This window comes from Streptomyces sp. NPDC053069, assembly GCF_044546895.1.
Taxonomy (GTDB): Bacteria; Actinomycetota; Actinomycetes; order Streptomycetales; family Streptomycetaceae; genus Streptomyces.
In genome coordinates, this window is sequence record NZ_JBITZN010000010.1 from 1 (window position 1) to 20595 (window position 20595).

The window sequence follows — 20595 nt, forward strand, 5'->3', positions numbered from 1 at the left end:
CGCCTTCGAGGGGCTGCGCCTGATGGACGCCCTCATCGGCGTCAAGCGCGGCCTGCCCGGCGCCAAACTGCCCGAACTGCGCCAGCGCCGGGTGCGACCCACCGCCGCTGCCGAGGTCGAGGAGCACCCCGAGGCGGGGCACGTCCGCTCCGACGTGGCCACCGACAACCCGGTACCGACGCCGCCGTTCTGGGACACCCGGATCGTCAAGGGCATCCAGCTCAAGGAGTACGCGAGCTGGCTCGACGAGGGCGCGCTGTTCAAGGGCCAGTGGGGGCTGAAGCAGGCCCGCACCGGCGAGGGCCCGTCGTACGAGGAACTGGTGGAGACCGAGGGCCGGCCGCGGCTGCGCGGCCTGCTGGACCGGCTGCAGACCGAGAACCTGCTCGAAGCGGCCGTCGTCTACGGCTACTTCCCCTGCGTCTCCAAGGACGACGACCTGATCATCCTGGACGAGCACGGCAACGAACGCACCCGGTTCACCTTCCCGCGCCAGCGCCGCGGCCGCCGGCTGTGCCTGGCCGACTTCTTCCGCCCGCAGGAGTCGGGGGAGACCGACGTCGTCGGCCTCCAGGTCGTCACCGTCGGCTCGCGCATCGGCGAGGAGACCGCGAAGCTCTTCGAAGCCAACTCCTACCGTGACTACCTCGAACTGCACGGCCTGTCCGTGCAGTTGGCCGAGGCGCTCGCCGAGTACTGGCACGCCCGGGTCCGCTCCGAACTCGGCTTCGCCGGTGAGGACCCGGCCGACATCGAGGACATGTTCGCCCTGAAGTACCGGGGGGCCCGCTTCTCCCTGGGCTACGGCGCCTGCCCCGACCTGGAGGACCGCGCCAAGATCGCCGACCTGCTCCGGCCGGAGCGGATCGGCGTCCACCTGTCCGAGGAGTTCCAGCTGCACCCGGAGCAGTCCACGGACGCGATCGTGATCCATCATCCGGAGGCGAAGTACTTCAACGCCCGGTGAGGCCGACCAGTTCCCCGCGCCCTTCGGGGCGCGGGCACGCCTGAGGCCCTCCGGGCTGCGCCAGGGGTGTTTCAAGAGATACCCCCGGACGTGAGTGATAAACGAGGCGTTTCCGGTGTCGGCGGCGTACACTTGTCGGCCCACTGCAGGCCGGTTCCCTGTCCGGGAACCGGCCTGCTCGTCCCTCAAGGAGGTGCGCCCGGATGACCAGCACGGTCCCCGCGTCAGGAACCCGTACGGCGGAAGGCTCAGCACTGCAGGCCGTGCTGCTGGACATGGACGGCACCCTGGTGGACACCGAGGGCTTCTGGTGGGACGTCGAGGTCGAGATCTTCGCCGGCCTCGGCCACACCCTGGACGACTCCTGGCGGCACGTCGTCGTCGGCGGCCCCATGACCCGCAGCGCCGCCTTCCTCATCGAGGCCACCGGCGCCGACATCACCCTCGCCGAACTCACCGTGCTGCTGAACGAGGGCTTCGAGGACCGCATCGACCGTGCCCTGCCGCTGATGCCGGGCGCCGCCCGCCTGCTGGCCGAACTCCACGAGCACGCCATCCCCACGGCCCTGGTCTCGGCCTCCCACCGGCGCATCATCGACCGCGTGCTGAGCGTGCTCGGCCCGCACCACTTCGCCCTGTCCATCGCCGGCGACGAGGTCACGCGCACCAAGCCGTTCCCCGACCCCTACCTGCTCGCCGCCGCCGGGCTCGGTGCGGAACCGGACAGATGCGCGGTGGTGGAGGACACCGCCACCGGTGTCGCCGCCGCCGAGGCCGCGGGCTGCCGCGTGGTCGCCGTACCCTCCGTCGCCACCATCACCCCGGCCGAGGGACGCACCGTCGTGACCTCTCTGGAAGAGGTCGACCTGGCATTTCTGCGCGGCCTGATGACGGAAATGCGCTAGCCGTTCACACTGAGTGCCATGTCCATTGGCCTGGTTGGACAAATTTCCGGGGAAGTACACCCGAGTGGAATTCCGGTCAGGCCGCGCGGCTGAATTCTGCTGACTCGTCACACAGTTGAAAGTGTGACGTTCCCCACCGCCAAGGGGCTCGACAACCCGGCCGGGATGTGCTGATCCCCCTTCCTCGGGCCCAACTGTCGTGTCTTTGTGTCCCGATTGGTGGGAAGCTGCACTAATCCTGCCACTGTCGGGTTTTCGGTGTGTCGGCACCTGGTTTCACTGCGTGATGGCGGGTCAACTCGCGGGGCTGTGAACCCGCCTGCGGGCTCGGACTAATCTCATCGCGAGAACATCGCCGCAACCCCCCGTGATCCGCCGCACCACCCATGCATGCCGGATACACGGACTCGAACAGCTCTGGAGAAACCCCCCGATGAACCGCAAGACTTTGGTGCTGCCGGCGGTGGCCGGCCTGCTCACCCCGGTTCTCGCCGCGTGCGGCGGATCCGACAGCGGGAGCAAGAGCGGCGACGCCATCGTCGTCGGCACCACGGACCGGTTCACCGCCACCAGCGACGCTCCCGCGCCCGTCGACCCCGCCTACGCCTACGACGTCGGCACCTGGAACATCCTGCGTCAGACCGTGCAGACGCTGATGGCGCAGCCCAAGGGCGAGGGCGACCCCATCCCGGACGCCGCCGAGAGCTGCTCCTTCACCGACAGCGGCAGCGAACGCTACGCGTGCAAGCTCCGCGACGGCCTGAAGTTCGCGAGCGGCGATCCGGTGACCGCCCAGGACGTCAAGTTCTCCATCGAGCGCGCCCTGCACATCAAGGCCGACAGTGGTGTGTCCGCCCTGCTGAACACCATCGACACCATCGAGACCCAGGGTGAGCGCGAGGTCATCTTCCACCTCAAGACCGCCGACGCCACCTTCCCGTACAAGCTGTCCACCCCGGTCGCGGGCATCATCAACCCGAAGGACTACCAGAAGGACAAGCTGCGCGACGGCTTCGACGTCGACGGCTCGGGCCCCTACACCTTCCAGGCCGACGTCAGCGGCAACACCATGACCGCCGCCACCTTCACCAAGAACCCCGCCTACAAGGGCGCCGTGAAGGTGAACAACGACAAGGTCGAACTGCGTTCCTTCAGCGACGCCGACGCCATGGGCGCCGCCATCGACAACGGTGACATCGACGTCATGACCCGCACCATGACGCCCGCCCAGATCCAGAAGCTGGACGCCGGCAGCGACGACAAGGCCGACCTGGTCGACATGCCGGGCCTGGAGATCCGCTACCTGGCCTTCAACACCGACGCACCGACGGTGAAGTCCAAGGCCGTACGCCAGGCCATGGCCCAGCTCATCGACCGCGCGGCCCTCATCTCCAAGGTCTACGGCACCCAGGCCGAGCCGCTGTACTCGCTCGTCCCCGCCACCGTCACCGGCCACTCCAACTCGTTCTTCAACAAGTACGGCAACCCCAGCGTCGCCAAGGCCAAGGACCTGCTGACCAAGGCCGGCATCACCACCCCGGTCAAGCTGACCCTGCACTACACCACCGACCACTACGGCTCCGCCACCAAGAAGGAGTTCGAGGTCCTGCAGCAGCAGCTCAACAACAGCGGCCTGTTCGACGCCTCCATCCAGGGCCACACCTGGGACACCTTCCGCCCGGCGGAGCGGAAGGGCCAGTACGACGTCTACGGCATGGGCTGGTTCCCCGACTTCCCCGACGCCGACAACTTCCTCGCGCCCTTCCTCGACAAGGACAACTTCCTCGGCTCGCCGTACTCCAACGGCACCATCCAGCACACCCTGATCCCTCAGTCCCGCCGCGAGGCCAACCGGCTCAACGCCGCGAAGAGCCTGACGCAGATCCAGGACACCGTCGCCGAGGACGTCCCCGTTCTGCCGCTGTGGCAGGGCAAGCAGTACGTCGCCGCGCGGGACGACATCACCGGTGTCGCCTACGCCCTCAACTCCTCCTCGACGCTTCAGCTGTGGGAGCTCGGCCGCGGTGTGAGCGGCTGACGGCTCTCTTATCCGGGGCCAGGGACCACTGGCCCCGGACAACCCGGGGCCAGGACGGCGGCTTCGGGATGACGAACCGACGACAAGGCACATTTCAAGTGAACATGCGCAACCAGTGGCCAGTCCTGCCCATTGTGGCGGGGCTGGCCTCCGGCCTGTTGACCGGCTGCGGCTCGGAGACCGGTGACTCCGGGGGTACCGGCTCCTCTGTGGTGATGGGGATGTCCGACGACGTCCTCGCCACGGACCCGGCATCCGGCTACGACCCCGGCTCCTGGCTGTTGTTCGACAACGTCTTCCAGTCGCTGCTCAGCTTCCCCAAGGGAGGGACCCAGCCCCAGCCGGAACTGGCGAAGGCGTGCTCCTTCACCGACTCCCGCGCCACGGAGTACCGGTGCCAACTCAAGGACGGCCTGAAGTTCAGCAACGGTGACCCCCTCACCTCGACGGACGTGAAGTTCTCCTTCGACCGCATGCTGAAGATCAACGACCCCGCCGGGCCCGCGATCATGTTCCCGATGCTCGGCGGCATCGACACGCCCGACCCGAAGACGGTCGTCTTCCACCTGAAGACCTCCGACGCCACCTTCCCCAGCAAGATCGCCTCCGGTGCCGGCTCCATCGTCGACCACCGCCAGTACGACGCGAGCGGCCTGCGCACCGACCACCAGGCCGTCGGCTCCGGCCCCTACAAGCTGGACTCCTTCGACAAGGACAAGGCTGTCTTCTCCGTCAACGGCAACTACAAGGGCACCGCCAAGGTCAAGAACTCCGGCGTCACCCTGAAGTTCTTCCACGGCGACCGCACCGCCCTGAAGACGGCCCTGACCGACGGCGACATCGACCTGGCCTACCGAGGCCTGTCCGCCTCCGACGTCGCCGGCCTCGACAAGCAGAACGACAGCAAGGGCGTCGACGTCATCGAGGGAACCAGTGCCGAAGTCCAGCACCTGGTCTTCAACATGCACGACCCGGTCGCCGGAAAGGCCGGCGTCCGCAAGGCCATGGCCTACCTCATCGACCGCGACGCCCTCATCAAGAACGTCTACCAGGGCACCGCCACCCCGCTGTACTCGATCATCCCGGCGGGCATCGTCGGCCACAACACCGCCTTCTTCGACACCTACGGCGCCCGCCCCTCCCGGGCCAAGGCCGCCGCCGCACTGCGCGCCGCCGGCATCACCGGCAAGGTCAAGCTCACCCTGTGGTCCACGCCGTCGCGCTACGGCCCCGCCACCGACGAGGAACTGAAGGCCATCGCCGGACAGCTCAACGCCAGCGGTCTGTTCGACGCCGACGTCAAGTCCGTCGCCTTCGACCAGTACGAGAAGGACATCGCGGCCGGCAAGTACGGCGTCTACGTCAAGGGCTGGGTGCCCGACTACCCGGACGCCGACAACTTCACCGCGCCGTTCTTCGGCAAGGGCAACGTGCTGGACAACAACTACACCAACCGCACCATCTCCGGCACCCTCATCCCCGACACCGCCGCGCAGAGCGACCGCGCCGCCACCGACAAGGACTTCGGACGGCTGCAGAACATCGTCGCCGCCGAACTGCCCGTCCTGCCCGTCTGGCAGGCCAAGCAGTACGCGGTCGTCCGCGACGGCGTCTACGGCCTGGAGTACTGCCTGGACGCCTCCACCGTGTTCCGGTTCTGGGAACTCAGCAAGAGCTGACGCCTGCTCAGCCGCACACGTCGCAGATGTCGCAGACGTTGCAGACGCCAAGGGCGCCCTTCCCCACACGGGAAGAGCGCCCTTCGGCGTCGTACCGAACCGTCCGCCTACTGCGCGCCGGGACGCACCAGCCCGCTCTCGTACGCGTACACCGCCGCCTGCACCCGGTCCCTGAGACCCAGCTTGGTCAGCACATGCCCCACATGCGTCTTCACGGTCGTCTCACTGACGAACAGATCGGCCGCGATCTCCGCGTTCGACAGGCCGCGCGCCACCAGCTTCAGCACCTCCACCTCACGGTCGGTCAGGGTGTTCAGCGTGTCCGGCACCGGCTCCTCACCGGAGGGCAGATGCGTGGCGTACTTGTCCAGCAGCCGGCGCGTGATGCTCGGCGCCAGCATCGCCTCACCGGCCGCGACCACCCGGATCGCCTGCACCAACTCGTCGGCCGGCGCGTCCTTCAGCAGGAAGCCGCTGGCCCCGGCCCGCAGCGCCTCCACCACGTACTCGTCCAGATCGAACGTCGTCAGCACCAGTACCTTCGCCGGACCGTCCCGGCCCGGCCCGGTGATCTGCCGGGTCGCCTCCACCCCGTCCATCCGCGGCATACGGATGTCCATCAGCACGACGTCCGGCTGCAGGGCCCGAACCTGATCGAGGGCCTGCAGACCGTCACCGGCCTCGCCCACGACCGCGATGTCCTGCTCGGCCTCCAGGATCATCCGGAAACCCGTACGCAGCAGGGGCTGGTCGTCGACCAGTAGGACACGGATGGCCACGTGACACTCCTTCGCTAGTCCCGGCCCATTCTGCCCTGCCCGACCTCTCGGCCTCACACCGTCCCGGACTCGGCCGCCCGCACCGGCAGCGGATACGGCGGCGGAGTGCCCCCGAACTCCGGGCAGTGCGCCTGGTGGTCGCACCAGCCGCACAACTTCGTCGGCCGCGGCCGCCACTCCCCGGTCTCCGTGGCCTGCCTGATGGCGTCCCACAGCGCGTGCAGCTTGCGCTCGACCCGCTCCAGATCGGCGAGGACCGGGTCGTACGTCAGCACATCACCGCTACCGAGATACACCAGTTGGAGCCGGCGCGGCACGACCCGCTTCAACCGCCACACCACCAGGGCGTAGAACTTCATCTGGAACAGCGCCCCCTCCGAGTACTCCGGTCTCGGCGCCTTCCCCGTCTTGTAGTCGACGATCCGCACCTCACCCGTCGGTGCCACGTCCACCCGGTCGATGATCCCGCGCAGCCGCAGTCCCGACTCCAGCTCGGCCTCCACGAACAGCTCCCGCTCGGCCGGCTCCAGCCGCGTCGGATCCTCCAGCGTGAACCAGCGCTCGACCAGCCGCTCGGCCTCCGCCAGCCATCCGGCCAGCCGCTCCCCCTCCGGGTCGTCGGCGAACAGCTCCGTGACCTCCGGCCTGCTCTGCCGCAGCCGGTCCCACTGACCCGGGATCAGCGCCTTGGCCCGCGGCGCGGTCCGCTCCACCGCGGGCGCGTCGAACAGCCGCTCCAGCACCGCGTGCACCAGCGTGCCCCGCGTCGCCGCCGCGCTCGGCTTCTCCGGCAGCCGGTCGATCACCCGGAACCGGTACAACAGCGGACACTGCATGAAATCGCTGGCCCGGGAAGGCGACAACGACGTGGGCGCCATGGCAACACGCTCCCCACCGGCTCCGGCGACGCCACCCACCACCGCCTCCGCCCCGGCCACCCCACCGGACGCGGAACGCGCCTCCGAGACCGGGGACGCCTCGGCAGCGGGGGAGTCCTCGGGAGCGGGGGAGGTCCGGGCAGTCGGAGTCGGTGAGTCCTCGGGAGCGGGGGAAGCGTCCGGAGAGCGGGGCGCCCCGGTCGCCTCCGCGGCCGTCGACGGGCTCGGCACCGGCACGGGGGCCGCCGGAGCGGTCGTGGGCGTCGCCGCCGGCACCTCGCCCGGATCCGTCTGCTCGGCGCGGCCCGACCGGGCTCCCGCGTCCTCCATGCTGCTGTCCATGACCACAGACCTTACGGCCCGCCACTGACAGTCACCCAGCCGCCGCCCGCCCCGGCCACGCGACCATGGGACAAACACAAGGGGTGCCGGGGCGGAACGCGCCACCACGGCCGCATACCATCGACCAGAGACCCTTCCGTCCGGCAGGTACGGAAGACGCTTCGAACGAGGGGACACCGTGGACGTGAGCGGCGGGAGCGGGCAGCCGCGGTCCGGCAACGAAGAGCCGGCCGAGCACCCCGCGGGTCCAACGGCCCCGACGACCGGCCCCACCGACCACACCGGCCCGGAGCCCCGAGAACCCTCGGCCCCCCGAGCCGCCGGGCCCGACCCCGACAACCCCGGCGACGCGACCGACCGGCCGGCGCTCCCACACCCCGCTCAGCCCACCAAGGACACCCCCGGCACCCACGCCGACGCGGACGCCGAGGCTCCCGCCCGCGACTCGCAGGGCGCTGGCATCAGTGAAGCGACGGGCAGCACCGACAGCGGCTCACCCGCCGACGCAACCAGCGACGGCGCCGAGCCCGGCACCACGACCGGCCACCCCGGCGCCACGGACAGCGCCACGCCCGAGGACGCCCCAGGCCCCGGCGCCGGCACCACAAGCGACCCGCACCCCCAGCACAGGTCGCCCGCTCACTCCGGCATCGCCAAGGGCGAGCCGCCGCAGCCGCGGCCCAAGGAACCCGGGGGAGGCATCCTCATGGGCCGGCCGTTCGGCGTGCCCGTGTACGTCGCGCCGAGCTGGTTCCTCGTCGCCGCCCTGATCACCTGGGTCTTCGGCGGCCAGCTCGACCGCGTCCTGCCCGAGCTGGGCGCCGCCCGCTACCTGGTCTCCCTGTTCTTCGCCGTCGCCTTCTACGCCTCCGTCCTGGTCCACGAACTGGCCCACACCGTCGCCGCGATCCGCTTCAGGCTCCCGGTCCGCCGCATCCAGCTGCAGTTCTTCGGCGGCGTCTCCGAAATCGAGAAAGAGGCCGAGACCCCCGGCCGGGAATTCATCCTCGCCTTCGTCGGCCCCCTGCTCTCCCTCGTCCTCGCCGGGCTGTTCTACCTCGCCATGAAACCCGTCGACCCCGGCACCGTCACCGGCGTCCTGCTGGCCGGCCTGATGATCTCCAACCTCATCGTGGCGATCTTCAACCTCCTCCCCGGCCTGCCCCTCGACGGCGGCCGCATGCTCCGCGCCGTCGTCTGGAAGATCACCGGCAAACCCATGAGCGGCACCATCGCCGCCGCCTGGGTCGGCCGCGCCCTCGCCGTCGCCGTCCTGATCGGCCTGCCCCTGCTCAACCAGGCCGGCGCCCTCGGCGGCGACAGCACCGACACCACCGGCATGGACACCGTCACCGACGCCCTGCTCGCCGCCATCCTCGCCGCGATCATCTGGACCGGCGCCGGCAACAGCCTGCGCATGGCCCGCCTGCGCGAACACCTCCCCGAACTCCGCGCCCGCACCCTCACCCGGCGCGCCGTGCCCGTCCAGACCGACACCCCGCTCTCCGAAGCCCTGCGCCGCGCCAACGCCGCCGGAGCCCGCGCCCTGGTCGTCGTGGACGCCCACGGCAACCCCCTCTCCCTGGTCCGCGAGTCCGCCATCGTCGGCGTACCCGAACACCGCCGCCCCTGGGTCCCCGTCAGCGGCCTCGCCCATGACCTCACCGACGGCATGCGCGTCTCCGCCGAGCTCGCCGGGGAAGAACTCCTCGACGTCCTCCGGGCCACCCCGGCCACGGAGTACCTGGTGGTCGAGGAGACCGGCGAGATCTACGGCGTCCTGTCCGCAGCAGACGTGGAGCGCGCCTTCGTCAAGGCCATGGCAAGACCGGCTTCATAGCGCCCTGCCCCAGGGCGCGCTCGGCCACGGACGACCCGCCCCGTCCCCACGCACAGGCGCCCCGACCCTCCATCGGCGAAGCCCCCCGCAGGGAACCGGTAGTCTGGTCACATGTCCGAACCGACCGGTGCCGCCCGCAGGCGCGGGCCCTTCAAGGTCGGGGACCAGGTACAGCTGACCGACCCCAAGGGTCGCCACTACACGTTCACGCTCGAAGCCGGGAAGAACTTCCACACCCACAAGGGCTCCTTCCCGCACGACGAACTGATCGGCGCTCCCGAGGGCAGCGTTGTCCGCACCACCGGCAACGTCGCCTACCTCGCGCTGCGCCCCCTGCTCCCCGACTACGTCCTGTCCATGCCCCGCGGGGCAGCCGTCGTCTACCCGAAGGACGCGGGGCAGATCCTCGCCTTCGCCGACATCTTCCCCGGCGCACGCGTCGTCGAAGCCGGCGTCGGCTCCGGCTCGCTCAGCAGCTTCCTGCTGCGCGCCATCGGCGACCAGGGCATGCTGCACTCCTACGAGCGCCGCGAGGACTTCGCCGACATCGCCCGGCAGAACGTCGAGCGCTACTTCGGCGGCCCGCACCCCGCCTGGCAGCTCACCGTCGGCGACCTCCAGGACAACCTGTCCGACACCGACGTCGACCGCGTCATCCTCGACATGCTCGCCCCCTGGGAATGCCTGGAGGCCGTCTCCAAGGCACTCGTCCCCGGCGGCATCCTGTGCTGCTACGTGGCCACCACCACCCAGCTCGCCCGGACCGTGGAGTCCATCCGCGAGATCGGCTGCTTCAACGAGCCGACCGCCTGGGAAACCATGATCCGCAACTGGCACATCGAGGGCCTGGCCGTCCGCCCGGACCACCGCATGATCGGCCACACCGGCTTCCTGCTCACCGCCCGTCGCCTCGCCGACGGAGTCGAGCCGCCCATGCGCCGCCGCCGCCCCGCCAAGGGCGCCTACGGCGAGGACTACGCCGGACCCAACGCCGACGGCGGCGCCGCCCGCTGACCGACCCCCACAGAGCACCACGCACAGAACACAACGCAAAGGCGCCGTGCCCGAGTTCCCCGCACACACGGGAACTCGGGCACGGCGCCCGCACGTTGACACAACACCAGGACACCCCGCCCCCCTCACGGCCCTACCCCCCAACGCGAGCCCCCCGCCTGCGGGAATCCCGCACCCCGCCGTTCCCCCGCACTGTGACGTGTGGCACCATGCTGGCCACCCCACCGGCACAGCCCTCCTCACGGGAGACACTCCTAGTGCAGCAATCCGCCGTTCCGGAGCTCGCCCACACCCACACCCGGCCCATCCACTGGGTCGCCACCGCCACAGCCGTCGCCGGCGTCGTGGCCCTCTCCTCCGTCGTACACCCCGGATCGGCCACAGCCGCCCAGGCCGCCACCGGCACACACACGAACTCCGCCCCCGCCGCCCTCGCACCACCCAGCACCACCGGCGTGGCCTTCCCGCTCCAGTGCGGCCCCGTCAAAGCCGTCGTCGCCAAAAAAGCCACGGGAGACCTCGACGGCGACGGCAAACCGGAAACCGTCGCCGTCGTGCACTGCGACTCCGCCATGGGAACCCCACCCGACGGCGTCTACGTCCTCACCCGCTCCACCGACGCCGGCACCCCCCGCATCGTCGCCACCCTCGTCGACCCCGAGGACCGGCTCACCGTCACCGACTTCTCCCTCCACACCCGCACAGTCGGCGCCACCCTCCTCGGCTACTCCTCCGACGCCGTCCCCAACTGCTGCCCCGACCTGAAGACCCCGGTCACATGGCACTGGAACGGCAGCGCGTTCATCCGCTCCACCCCCGCCGACGCCCACAGCGTCTGACACCGGGCCCGGCCCGGAATCACTCCGCGTCGGGCCCGTACACCTCGACCTTGTCCAGAACCCGGCGCACATGAATGCACTCGCCGGGACACTCCCTCGCCGAATCCACCACATCCGCCAACAGCGGCAGCGGCACCGGCACCGTCGCCCCCGCGGCCTGCAGCAGTTCCTCGTCCGCGCCCTTCACATAGGCCAGCCCGTCGATGTCCAGCTCGAACACCTCAGGGGCGTACTGGGCGCAGATCCCGTCACCGGTACACAGATCCTGATCGATCCAGACCTCCAGCGCCTCCCCGCCCGGGGCCTCCTGCTGCACGGTCACCTCTCCTGCCGTCGATTCGCCGGACGGAACCGGCACCGCACGGGCCAGCCGGGTCCGCACCAGCGGCTGTTGAACACCCTCGACCCTACCTCCGCCCGCACTCCACCCACGCTCCACCGCCTCGGGTTTCCACCCCCACCCCCTCGGGTACCAGCGCCCGACCAGAACAACGGCGTCCCCGTCCCGGCACCCACCACATCCAGCCGTGCCGACCGTGACACCGCCCGCTCAAACCGTCGCTCTGCGTAACGATCGTGGGAGCGCCCCGAGTGCTGCCCGCGAAACGCCCCACCGGCCCGACCGGACAACTCCAGCCAGTCCTGAAGGGTTTCGACCACGCAATGCCCGGAACAAGCTGCTTCCCCATCACGTTGAGTGGGTATCCCCTCCGTGCGAGGGAGAGCGCACCGGGTGACCGACGACACACCTTGACAGTCTTGGTGATCTAGGGGTTTCAATCGACACCCACCCAGGTAGGGTCTGGAAGCGTCCAGCTCCCCTTGGAGGAGGTGAGGACCGTGGCAGCCCACGACGACGACATGAACCGCGGCATCCGCCCGGGACGAGGGTCCGACGACCCGGCCGGGCAGATCGCCTACCTTGAGCAGGAGATCGCCGTCCTGCGACGCAAGCTCGCCGACTCTCCGCGACACACGAGGATTCTCGAAGAGCGGATCGTCGAGCTGCAGACCAACCTGGCCGGCGTGTCCGCCCAGAACGAACGGCTGGCCAACACCCTCCGCGAGGCCCGCGACCAGATCGTGGCCCTCAAGGAAGAAGTCGACCGGCTCGCCCAGCCGCCCGCCGGCTTCGGCGTGTTCCTGCAGGCCAACGAGGACGGCACCGCAGACATCTTCACCGGCGGCCGCAAGCTCCGCGTGAACGTCAGCCCCAGCGTCGACCTCGACGACCTCAGGCGCGGCCAGGAAGTCATGCTCAACGAAGCGCTCAACGTGGTCGAGGCCATGGAGTTCGAGCGCGTCGGCGACATCGTCACCCTCAAGGAAATCCTTGAGGACGGCGAACGCGCCCTCGTGCTGGGGCACACCGACGAGGAACGGGTGGTACGGCTCGCCGAGCCGCTGCTGGACGTCACCATCCGCGCCGGCGACGCCCTCCTGCTCGAACCCCGCTCCGGCTATGTCTACGAGGTCGTCCCCAAGAGCGAGGTCGAAGAACTCGTCCTCGAAGAAGTCCCCGACATCGGCTACGAACAGATCGGCGGCCTCGGCAACCAGATCGAAGCCATCCGCGACGCCGTCGAGCTGCCCTACCTCTACCCGGACCTCTTCAAGGAGCACGAGCTCCGCCCGCCCAAGGGCGTCCTGCTCTACGGCCCCCCCGGCTGCGGCAAGACACTCATCGCCAAGGCCGTCGCGAACTCACTGGCCAAAAAGGTCGCCGAGGTCACCGGCCAGGCCGCCGGCAAGAGCTTCTTCCTCAACATCAAGGGCCCCGAGCTCCTCAACAAGTACGTCGGCGAGACCGAGCGGCAGATCCGCCTCGTCTTCCAGCGAGCCCGCGAAAAGGCCAGCGAGGGCACCCCCGTCATCGTCTTCTTCGACGAGATGGAATCCCTCTTCCGCACCCGCGGCTCCGGCGTCAGCTCCGACGTGGAGAACACCATCGTCCCCCAGCTGCTCGCCGAGATCGACGGCGTGGAAGGCCTGCAGAACGTGGTCGTCATCGGCGCCTCCAACCGCGAGGACATGATCGACCCCGCCATCCTGCGCCCCGGCCGCCTCGACGTGAAGATCAAGATCGAGCGCCCCGACGCCGAAGCCGCCAAGGACATCTTCGGCAAGTACCTCACCGAACGCCTCCCGCTGCACGCCGACGACCTCGGCGAACACGGCGGCGACAAGGCCACCACCGTCCAGAGCATGATCCAGACGGCGGTCGAGCAGATGTACGCCGAATCCGAGGAGAACCGCTTCCTGGAAGTCACCTACGCCAACGGCGACAAGGAAGTCCTCTACTTCAAGGACTTCAATTCCGGCGCCATGATCGAAAACATCGTCGGACGCGCCAAGAAGATGGCGATCAAGGACTTCCTCGAAAAGAACCAGAAGGGCCTCCGCGTCTCCCACCTCCTCCAGGCCTGCGTGGACGAGTTCAAGGAGAACGAAGACCTGCCCAACACCACCAACCCCGACGACTGGGCCCGCATCTCCGGAAAGAAGGGCGAACGGATCGTCTACATCCGCACCCTCATCACCGGAAAGCAGGGCGCAGACACCGGACGCTCCATCGACACGGTGGCGAACACCGGTCAGTACCTGTAACGGCAGGGCGGCTGCGGGTGCCCCACCGGGTACCCGCAGCCGACTGTTTTTCTGGCCACGACCGGAGCAGGCAATGACGCAAATGATCTCCCCACCAGCGCAAAGGCGTTCTAGGCTCGTTCCTACCGCCGAGTCGCGCAGTGCGGGGACGGGCACCGCACACGCACCGGAGCGCCAGCGGTACGTGAGCGGCGCCCACGACCGAGGGTGCCGCCGGGCAAGGAGGGCCGCATGACCGTACGGCGAGTAATGGGCATCGAGACGGAGTACGGGATCTCCGTCCCCGGCCACCCCAACGCCAATGCCATGCTCACCTCATCCCAGATCGTCAACGCCTACGCGGCGGCGATGCACCGGGCCCGCCGGGCCCGCTGGGACTTCGAGGAGGAAAACCCGCTCCGAGACGCGCGAGGCTTCGACCTCGCCCGGGAGGCCGCCGACGCAAGCCAGCTCACCGACGAGGACATCGGCCTCGCCAACGTCATCCTCACCAACGGCGCACGGCTCTACGTCGACCACGCCCACCCCGAATACAGCGCCCCCGAGGTCACCAATCCGCGCGACGCCGTCCTGTGGGACAAGGCCGGCGAACGGATCATGGCGGAAGCGGCGGAGCGGGCGGCCCAGCTCCCCGGCGCCCAGCCCATCCACCTCTACAAGAACAACACCGACAACAAGGGCGCCAGCTACGGCACGCACGAGAACTACCTGATGAAGCGGGAAACCCCCTTCTCGGACATCGTGCGCCACCTCACCCCCTTCTTCGTCTCCCGCCAGGTCTTCGCCGGCGCCGGCCGCGTCGGTATCGGCCAGGACGGCCACGAACACGGCTTCCAGATCAGCCAGCGCGCCGACTACTTCGAGGTCGAGGTCGGCCTGGAGACAACCCTGAAGCGCCCCATCATCAACACGAGGGACGAGCCGCACGCCGACGCGGAAAAGTACCGCCGCCTCCACGTGATCATCGGCGACGCCAACCTCTCCGAGATCTCGACCTACCTCAAGCTGGGCACGACCTCACTGGTTCTCGCCATGATCGAGGACGGCTTCATCGCCGTCGACCTGGCCGTCGACCAGCCGGTACGGACCCTGCACCAGGTCTCCCACGACCCCTCGCTCAAGCGCCTGATCACACTGCGCAGCGGCAGGACCCTGACCGCGGTCCAGCTCCAGATGGAGTACTACGAGCTGGCGCGGAAGTACGTCGAGGAACGCTACGGGGCGGACGCCGACGAGCAGACCAAGGACGTCCTGTCCCGCTGGGAGGACACCCTCGGCAGGCTGGAGAACGACCCCATGAGCCTCGCCGGCGAACTCGACTGGGTCGCCAAGCGCGAACTGATGGAAGGCTACCGCCGCCGCGACAGCCTCGACTGGGACGCCGCCCGCCTGCACCTCGTCGACCTCCAGTACGCCGACGTACGCGCCGAGAAGGGCCTCTACAACCGCCTCGTCGCCCGCGGCCGCATGAAGCGCCTGCTGGCCGAGTCCGAGGTCGACCGGGCCCGTACGAAGCCGCCGGAGGACACCCGCGCCTACTTCCGCGGCCGCTGCCTGGAGCAGTACGCCGACGACGTAGCCGCGGCCAGCTGGGACTCGGTCATCTTCGACCTCCCCGGCCGGGACTCGTTGCAGCGCGTTCCAACCCTGGAACCGCTACGCGGAACGCGAAATCACGTCAAGGAACTGCTGGACCGCTGCCGCACCGCAGAAGACCTGGTCAGGGTCCTGTCGGGCGGCTGAGCGGGCCAGGGGGTACTCGGCCCCGACCCGGGCGGACAGGGTGGAAATCCCCCCGCCCGGGAATCATCGAGGTGGCCCCCGCACGTTGTGGAAACTGCGGGGCCGATGTCGGACCCGGCTTGTAGGGTCTGATCATCACCGATCGGCAGGCGAACTGAGCGGGGTGAGGGTTATGGCAACCAAGGACACCGGCGGCGGCCAGCAGAAGGCGACGCGGTCCACCGAGGAGGTCGAGGAGCAGGCGCAGGACGCGCAGGCCTCGGAGGACCTCAAGGAACGGCACGAGAAGCTGAGCGACGACGTGGACTCGGTGCTCGACGAGATCGACGATGTCCTCGAGGAGAATGCAGAGGACTTCGTGCGCTCCTTCGTTCAGAAGGGTGGAGAGTAGCTTCTTCCTTCAAATCGAGGGTAGCTACCGGGGGCGGAGTTGGGAAGCGAAGAAGGCGTGAAGCGCTGCTCGCGGTGCAGGCAGCACAAGCCGCGGGCAGCGTTCGCGCGAACAGTCAGTGGCATCGCAACGCAACGGCGTCCGATGGTCTCTCCACGAGCTGTAGGGCTTGCCGTGCGGCGGAATCACGGCATCACGGAAGCCGAGCGTGACGCGATGATCGCTGCCCAGTACGGGCTCTGTGCGATCTGTCTGCAAGCCCCGCCCGTGCATGTGGATCACTGCCACAAGACGGGTAGGGTCCGAGGCGTACTGTGCTTCAACCGCAACTCGGCCATCGGCAAATTGAGGGACGACCCCGACGTTGGCCGTCGGGCTGTTGCCTATCTGGAAGGAAACTTGTGGAAGCCAACACTCGTAGCACCGGGCGTCTACCAGCTGCCTTCCTGACGCCAGGGTCCTCCTCCTTCATGGACTTCCTCTCCGAGCACCAGCCCGAGCTGCTGCCCGGCAACCGGCAGCTGCCGCCCACACAGGGCGTGATCGAGGCGCCGCACGGGACGACCATCGTGGCCGTCACCTTCCCGGGGGGCGTGGTGCTCGCCGGTGACCGTCGGGCCACCATGGGCAATGTGATCGCCCAGCGGGACATCGAGAAGGTGTTCCCGGCGGACGAGTACTCGGCCGTCGGTATCGCCGGTACCGCCGGGCTCGCCGTGGAGATGGTCAAGCTCTTCCAGCTGGAGCTGGAGCACTTCGAGAAGGTCGAGGGTGCGCAGCTGTCGTTGGAGGGCAAGGCGAACCGGTTGTCGACGATGATCCGGTCGAACCTGGGGATGGCCATGCAGGGGCTGGCGGTCGTGCCGCTCTTCGCGGGGTATGACCTGGACCGGGAGAAGGGGCGGATCTTCTCCTACGACGTCACGGGCGGGCGCAGCGAGGAGCACAACTTCGCGGCGACGGGTTCCGGCTCGATCTTCGCGCGTGGTGCGATGAAGAAGTTGTTCCGTGACGACCTGACCGAGGAGCAGGCGACCACGCTCGTGGTGCAGGCCCTGTACGACGCGGCTGACGACGACTCGGCGACCGGTGGTCCCGATGTCGCCCGCCGGATCTACCCGATCATCACCGTGATCACCGAGGACGGTTTCCGCCGGCTCACCGGGGACGAGTCGTCCGAGCTGTCCCGTGCGGTGCTCCAGCGCCGCTTGGAGGAGCCCGACGGTCCCAAGGCCGCGCTGCTCTGAGTGCGGGCCCCGGTTCTTATCAAGGTGATCCAGTGACCATGACAGAAAGGGACGGATAACCGGTGTCGACGCCGTTCTATGTCTCACCTCAGCAGGCCATGGCCGACCGGGCGGAGTACGCCCGGAAGGGCATCGCCCGTGGCCGCAGTCTGGTGGTCATGCAGTACGCCGACGGCATCGTGTTCGTCGGTGAGAACCCGTCCCGGGCGCTGCACAAGTTCAGCGAGATCTATGACCGGATCGGTTTCGCGGCCGCCGGCAAGTACAACGAGTACGAGAACCTGCGGATCGGCGGTGTGCGCTATGCCGATCTTCGTGGCTACACATACGACCGGGACGACGTGACCGCTCGCGGTCTCGCCAATGTCTACGCCCAGACGCTCGGCACGATCTTCTCTTCGGCGGCCGAGAAGCCGTACGAGGTGGAGCTGGTCGTCGCCGAGGTGGGGGAGATCCCCGAGGGTGATCAGATCTACCGGTTGCCGCACGACGGTTCGATCGTGGATGAGCACGGTTCGGTCGCGGTGGGCGGCAATGCCGAGCAGATCAGTAGTTTCCTGGATCAGCGGCACCGTGACGGGATGAGCCTCGCGGAGGCGCTGAAGCTGGCCGTGCAGGCTCTGTCGCGTGACACCAACGGCAGTGAGCGGGAGATCCCGGCGGAGCGTCTGGAGGTCGCGGTGCTGGATCGTACGCGTCCGCAGAAGCGTAAGTTCAAGCGGATCGTGGGCCGTCAGCTGTCTCGTCTGCTGGCGGCGGAGGGTGCGGCCACCGAGGCGGAGAGTGCCGAGGAGGACAGCTCCGAGGAGGAGTGACCCGTCAGCGCGCCGAACGCGCCCGTTCGCCTGCTCCTGTGTGCCCCGGCCGTCTGTCTCGGCCGGGGCACACGGCGTTTGCGCGGGCCTGCCGGGCCGGACCCTCAGGTGGCGCGTGCCGGGGCTGTGGAGCCTCGGGCGACCAGGTGGACGGGGATGTCGCCGCTGTCCGGTTCCCGGCCCTCCAGGACGGCGAGGAGGGCTCGCATGCCGTGCTCTCCGAACAGCTCGGCGTCGAGTCGTACGGTCGTCAGTTCGGGGTCGATGGCGGTGGCGAGGCCGAGGTCGTCGACGCCGGTGACGGAGATGTCGTCGGGGATGCGCAGGCCGAGGCGGCGGAGGGCCTTGTAGGCGCCGGCGGCGAGTTTGTCGTCGTCGCAGACGACGGCCGTGGGTCGGGGTCCGGGTGTGGTGAGTGCGGTTTCGGTGGCGGCGAGGGCTCCTTCGATGGAGATGGGGGCTCGGGCGGTGCGTACCTCGGTGCCCGGTACGGCCGCCATGCGTGCTGCGAGTTCGCGTGCGCGGATCTCGAAGGTCCAGGAGGGTACGTCGGCGGCGAGGTGCAGGATGCGGCGGTGGCCGAGGCCGAGGAGGTGTTCGGTGATCTGGCGGATGCCGTCGGTGATGTCGAGGTTGACGGTGGCGGCGCCCAGGCTGCCCCGGGGGTCGCTGTCGAGCATGACGAGGGGGAGTTGGTCGCCGCGGATGGCGGTGAGGGCGTCGGCGGCCATGGAGGAGGCGATGACGCCGTCGAGGGCGGCCTGGGCCGAGGCGAAGGGGTCGCGGGCGGGGCCGATGCCTTCGGGGGAGGGGTAGAGGACCACGCCGAAGCCGTTTTCGGCGGCGACGCGAGCGGCGCCTGTGTAGACGCCTGCGAAGAATTCGGTGGTGAGGGCGGGGACGACGAGCAGGACGGTGCGGGTGCGGCCGAGGCGGAGGTTTCGGGCGGCGAGGTTGGGGCGGTAGCCGAGGTCGCGTGCGGCTTCGCGGACGCGTTCGGCGGTGGTTTCGGAGACGCGGCCGCGCCATTTGTCGCCGAGTACGAGGGAGACGGCGGCTTGGGAGACTCCGGCCGCCTGGGCGACGTCCCGGCTGGTCGGGCGCGTGCTGCTGCGTGCCACCGTGGGCCTGCCTCTTTCGTGTGGACGTGTGAACAGCGCACATGGTACGTATGGGAGCGGGAGTTATACGTAAAACGTAGGGGCGTCGAGGCGTTCCGGTCGAGTCGCTGGAGGGCAGCACATGGCCACGGGATATCTGGAGATACTCCGGGCGCGGCACGCGCTGCGGCTGCTCACCGGCACGTTGGTGGGCCGGCTGCCCAATGCGACCGCGGCGATCGCCCTGGTGCTGTTCGTGCGCGCCGAGGGCGGCACGTACAGCCTGGCAGGCGCTCTCGCGGCGGTCTACGGGGTGGCGAACGCCGTGGGTCAGCCGGTGCTGGGGCGCCTCGTCGACCTGTACGGGCAGCCGCGGGTCCAGTTGCCGGCGGCCGTGCTGGCGGCGCTGTCGATGACGCTCTTCGCGTTCTGCGGTACTGATCCGCTGCCGCTGGCGTATGCGGCGGTGGCGGCGGCCGGTCTGTTCACCCCGCCGCTGGAAGGGGGGCTGCGGGCCTTGTGGCCGTCGGTGCTGCGCGGGGAGGAGCAGGTGCACACGGCGTACGCCATGGACGCGATCGCGCAGGAGATCATGTTCACCGTGGGGCCGCTGCTGGTGACGCTGTGCGTGTCGCTGTGGGACGAGCGGGCCGCCCTGCTGGTGCTGAGTCTTCTGGGGGTGCTGGGTGCCCTCTCGGTGGTGGTGTCGCCGCCTTCGCGTGCGTGGCGGTCGGCTCCGCGTGAGGCGCACTGGCTGGGCGCTCTGCGTTCGCCGGGGCTGCTGGCGCTGCTCGGTGCGTTTCTGTTCGTCGGTATCGCGCTGGGTTCGATCACGGTGGCGTCGGTGTCGTACGCGGACGGTCATGGTGGTGACGCGGTGTACGGCTGGATGATGGCGGGGCTGGGTCTGGGGGCGCTGGTCGGTGGCACGGTGTACGGGGCGCGCCAGTGGGCGGGGGTGCCGGAGCGGCGACTGCGGGTGCTGGTGGCGCTTCTGGCGGTGTGTTATCTGCCGTTGACGGTGACGCCGGGTGCGGTCGCGATGGTGCTGCTGGCGGTGGTGTCGGGGGTGTTCCTGGCGCCGTGCATCGCCTGTGCGTTCATCATCGTGGACCGGCATGCGCCGAGCGGGACGGTCACCGAGGCCTTCTCCTGGCTTGTGACGACGTTCACGGTGGGTGCCTCGGTGGGGACGGGGGTGGCGGGGCCGGTGGTCCAGGCCGGTGGTGCGGTGTGGGGTTTCGCGGTTCCGGGTGCGGCGGGGGCGGTGTCGTTGCTGGTGCTGCTCGGCACGGGGCGGGTCCTCGCAGCTCCCGCGCGGGGCGGGGTCGTTGCGTGTTCATCGGAAACTGATCCAAATCGTGCTGTCGAACCCCGTTTCAGCTCAGGGGATCGGGCGTAATGTTCAGTC

General features: G+C 69.1%; 19 protein-coding genes. 15 read left to right on the plus strand and 4 right to left on the minus strand.

All coding sequences use genetic code 11. The annotated features are described in order from the left end of the window. From ACIGXP_RS23205 to ACIGXP_RS23220, 4 genes are all read left to right on the plus strand, one after another. A partial coding sequence (locus ACIGXP_RS23205; protein WP_399771090.1) for a vitamin B12 dependent-methionine synthase activation domain-containing protein occupies positions 1-967 on the plus strand: 967 nt, incomplete at its 5' end. Positions 968-1170: 203 nt separating this feature from the next. Further along, positions 1171-1872, plus strand: coding sequence for an HAD family phosphatase (locus tag ACIGXP_RS23210; protein WP_363216656.1), 702 nt, complete (start codon positions 1171-1173; stop codon positions 1870-1872). A gap of 433 nt (positions 1873-2305) precedes the next feature. Next, positions 2306-3910, plus strand: a complete 1605-nt coding sequence (locus ACIGXP_RS23215; RefSeq protein ID WP_363216657.1) for an ABC transporter substrate-binding protein — start codon at positions 2306-2308, stop codon at positions 3908-3910. Positions 3911-4008: 98 nt separating this feature from the next. After that, entirely contained in the window at positions 4009-5589 is a 1581-nt protein-coding gene (locus ACIGXP_RS23220; protein ID WP_399771095.1) for an ABC transporter substrate-binding protein, read from the plus strand. 107 nt (positions 5590-5696) lie between these two features. Here the strand turns inward: ACIGXP_RS23220 and ACIGXP_RS23225 are convergent, their stop codons facing one another. Both ACIGXP_RS23225 and ACIGXP_RS23230 read right to left on the minus strand, forming a co-directional pair. After that, positions 5697-6368 (minus strand): response regulator transcription factor, encoded by a 672-nt coding sequence (locus ACIGXP_RS23225; protein WP_351242639.1) that lies wholly within the window; start codon positions 6366-6368, stop codon positions 5697-5699. 53 nt (positions 6369-6421) lie between these two features. Then, positions 6422-7288, minus strand: a complete 867-nt coding sequence (locus tag ACIGXP_RS23230) for a RecB family exonuclease (RefSeq protein ID WP_399771567.1) — start codon at positions 7286-7288, stop codon at positions 6422-6424. Here ACIGXP_RS23230 and ACIGXP_RS23235 point away from each other — a divergent pair. The 4 genes from ACIGXP_RS23235 to ACIGXP_RS23250 all read left to right on the plus strand — a co-directional run bounded on the left by ACIGXP_RS23235 (position 7203) and on the right by ACIGXP_RS23250 (position 11281). After that, positions 7203-7616 carry a hypothetical protein gene (locus tag ACIGXP_RS23235; protein WP_399771597.1) on the plus strand — a complete coding sequence of 138 codons (414 nt, stop codon included), beginning with the start codon at positions 7203-7205 and terminating at the stop codon, positions 7614-7616. The genes ACIGXP_RS23230 and ACIGXP_RS23235 overlap by 86 nt on opposite strands. A gap of 150 nt (positions 7617-7766) precedes the next feature. Further along, a complete protein-coding gene (locus tag ACIGXP_RS23240; RefSeq protein WP_399771100.1) occupies positions 7767-9428 on the plus strand; it encodes a site-2 protease family protein in 1662 nt (553 codons plus the stop codon). Between the two features lie 111 nt (positions 9429-9539). After that, positions 9540-10442, plus strand: coding sequence for a tRNA (adenine-N1)-methyltransferase (locus ACIGXP_RS23245; protein WP_142196364.1), 903 nt, complete (start codon positions 9540-9542; stop codon positions 10440-10442). Positions 10443-10699: 257 nt separating this feature from the next. Beyond that, a complete protein-coding gene (locus ACIGXP_RS23250; RefSeq protein ID WP_363216661.1) occupies positions 10700-11281 on the plus strand; it encodes a hypothetical protein in 582 nt (193 codons plus the stop codon). Between the two features lie 19 nt (positions 11282-11300). Here the strand turns inward: ACIGXP_RS23250 and ACIGXP_RS23255 are convergent, their stop codons facing one another. After that, positions 11301-11603: a ferredoxin gene (locus ACIGXP_RS23255; RefSeq protein ID WP_363216662.1), complete on the minus strand. Its 303-nt coding sequence runs from the start codon at positions 11601-11603 to the stop codon at positions 11301-11303. Positions 11604-12121: 518 nt separating this feature from the next. On the opposite strand from ACIGXP_RS23255, the gene arc reads away from it, so the two are divergent. The 6 genes from arc (at position 12122) to prcA (ending at position 18084) form a co-directional block, all read left to right on the plus strand. Then, on the plus strand, positions 12122-13888 hold the full coding sequence (arc, locus tag ACIGXP_RS23260) for a proteasome ATPase (protein WP_351242649.1): 1767 nt from the start codon (positions 12122-12124) through the stop codon (positions 13886-13888). A gap of 231 nt (positions 13889-14119) precedes the next feature. Further along, entirely contained in the window at positions 14120-15631 is a 1512-nt protein-coding gene (dop, locus tag ACIGXP_RS23265) for a depupylase/deamidase Dop (protein WP_399771106.1), read from the plus strand. A gap of 172 nt (positions 15632-15803) precedes the next feature. Next, a complete protein-coding gene (locus ACIGXP_RS23270; protein WP_020939002.1) occupies positions 15804-16022 on the plus strand; it encodes a ubiquitin-like protein Pup in 219 nt (72 codons plus the stop codon). A gap of 216 nt (positions 16023-16238) precedes the next feature. After that, positions 16239-16472 (plus strand): endonuclease VII domain-containing protein, encoded by a 234-nt coding sequence (locus tag ACIGXP_RS23275; protein WP_399771109.1) that lies wholly within the window; start codon positions 16239-16241, stop codon positions 16470-16472. Next, the gene (gene prcB / locus ACIGXP_RS23280) at positions 16424-17269 is read left to right on the plus strand and encodes a proteasome subunit beta (RefSeq protein WP_399771112.1); all 846 of its coding nucleotides are present in this window, start codon (positions 16424-16426) and stop codon (positions 17267-17269) included. The genes ACIGXP_RS23275 and prcB overlap by 49 nt, the downstream gene beginning before the upstream one ends. Before the next feature lie 62 nt (positions 17270-17331). Further along, on the plus strand, positions 17332-18084 hold the full coding sequence (gene prcA / locus ACIGXP_RS23285) for a proteasome subunit alpha (RefSeq protein WP_363216666.1): 753 nt from the start codon (positions 17332-17334) through the stop codon (positions 18082-18084). A gap of 104 nt (positions 18085-18188) precedes the next feature. On the opposite strand, the gene ACIGXP_RS23290 is transcribed toward prcA, so the two are convergent. Next, on the minus strand, positions 18189-19205 hold the full coding sequence (locus tag ACIGXP_RS23290; RefSeq protein ID WP_363216667.1) for a LacI family DNA-binding transcriptional regulator: 1017 nt from the start codon (positions 19203-19205) through the stop codon (positions 18189-18191). Between the two features lie 121 nt (positions 19206-19326). Here ACIGXP_RS23290 and ACIGXP_RS23295 point away from each other — a divergent pair, with 121 nt between their 5' ends. Further along, positions 19327-20586: an MFS transporter gene (locus ACIGXP_RS23295; RefSeq protein WP_363216668.1), complete on the plus strand. Its 1260-nt coding sequence runs from the start codon at positions 19327-19329 to the stop codon at positions 20584-20586. Positions 20587-20595 lie beyond the last annotated feature (9 nt).

What these genes read in the sequence shown, in the direction of transcription:
- ACIGXP_RS23210 (WP_363216656.1), top strand. Translation starts at nt 1,171, where the DNA reads ATGACCAGCACGGTCCCCGCGTCAGGAACCCGTACGGCGGAAGGCTCA.
- ACIGXP_RS23215 (WP_363216657.1), top strand. Translation starts at nt 2,306, where the DNA reads ATGAACCGCAAGACTTTGGTGCTGCCGGCGGTGGCCGGCCTGCTCACC.
- ACIGXP_RS23235 (WP_399771597.1), top strand. Translation starts at nt 7,203, where the DNA reads ATGAAATCGCTGGCCCGGGAAGGCGACAACGACGTGGGCGCCATGGCA.
- ACIGXP_RS23245 (WP_142196364.1), top strand. Translation starts at nt 9,540, where the DNA reads ATGTCCGAACCGACCGGTGCCGCCCGCAGGCGCGGGCCCTTCAAGGTC.
- dop (WP_399771106.1), top strand. Translation starts at nt 14,120, where the DNA reads ATGACCGTACGGCGAGTAATGGGCATCGAGACGGAGTACGGGATCTCC.
- ACIGXP_RS23270 (WP_020939002.1), top strand. Translation starts at nt 15,804, where the DNA reads ATGGCAACCAAGGACACCGGCGGCGGCCAGCAGAAGGCGACGCGGTCC.
- ACIGXP_RS23275 (WP_399771109.1), top strand. Translation starts at nt 16,239, where the DNA reads ATGATCGCTGCCCAGTACGGGCTCTGTGCGATCTGTCTGCAAGCCCCG.
- ACIGXP_RS23295 (WP_363216668.1), top strand. Translation starts at nt 19,327, where the DNA reads ATGGCCACGGGATATCTGGAGATACTCCGGGCGCGGCACGCGCTGCGG.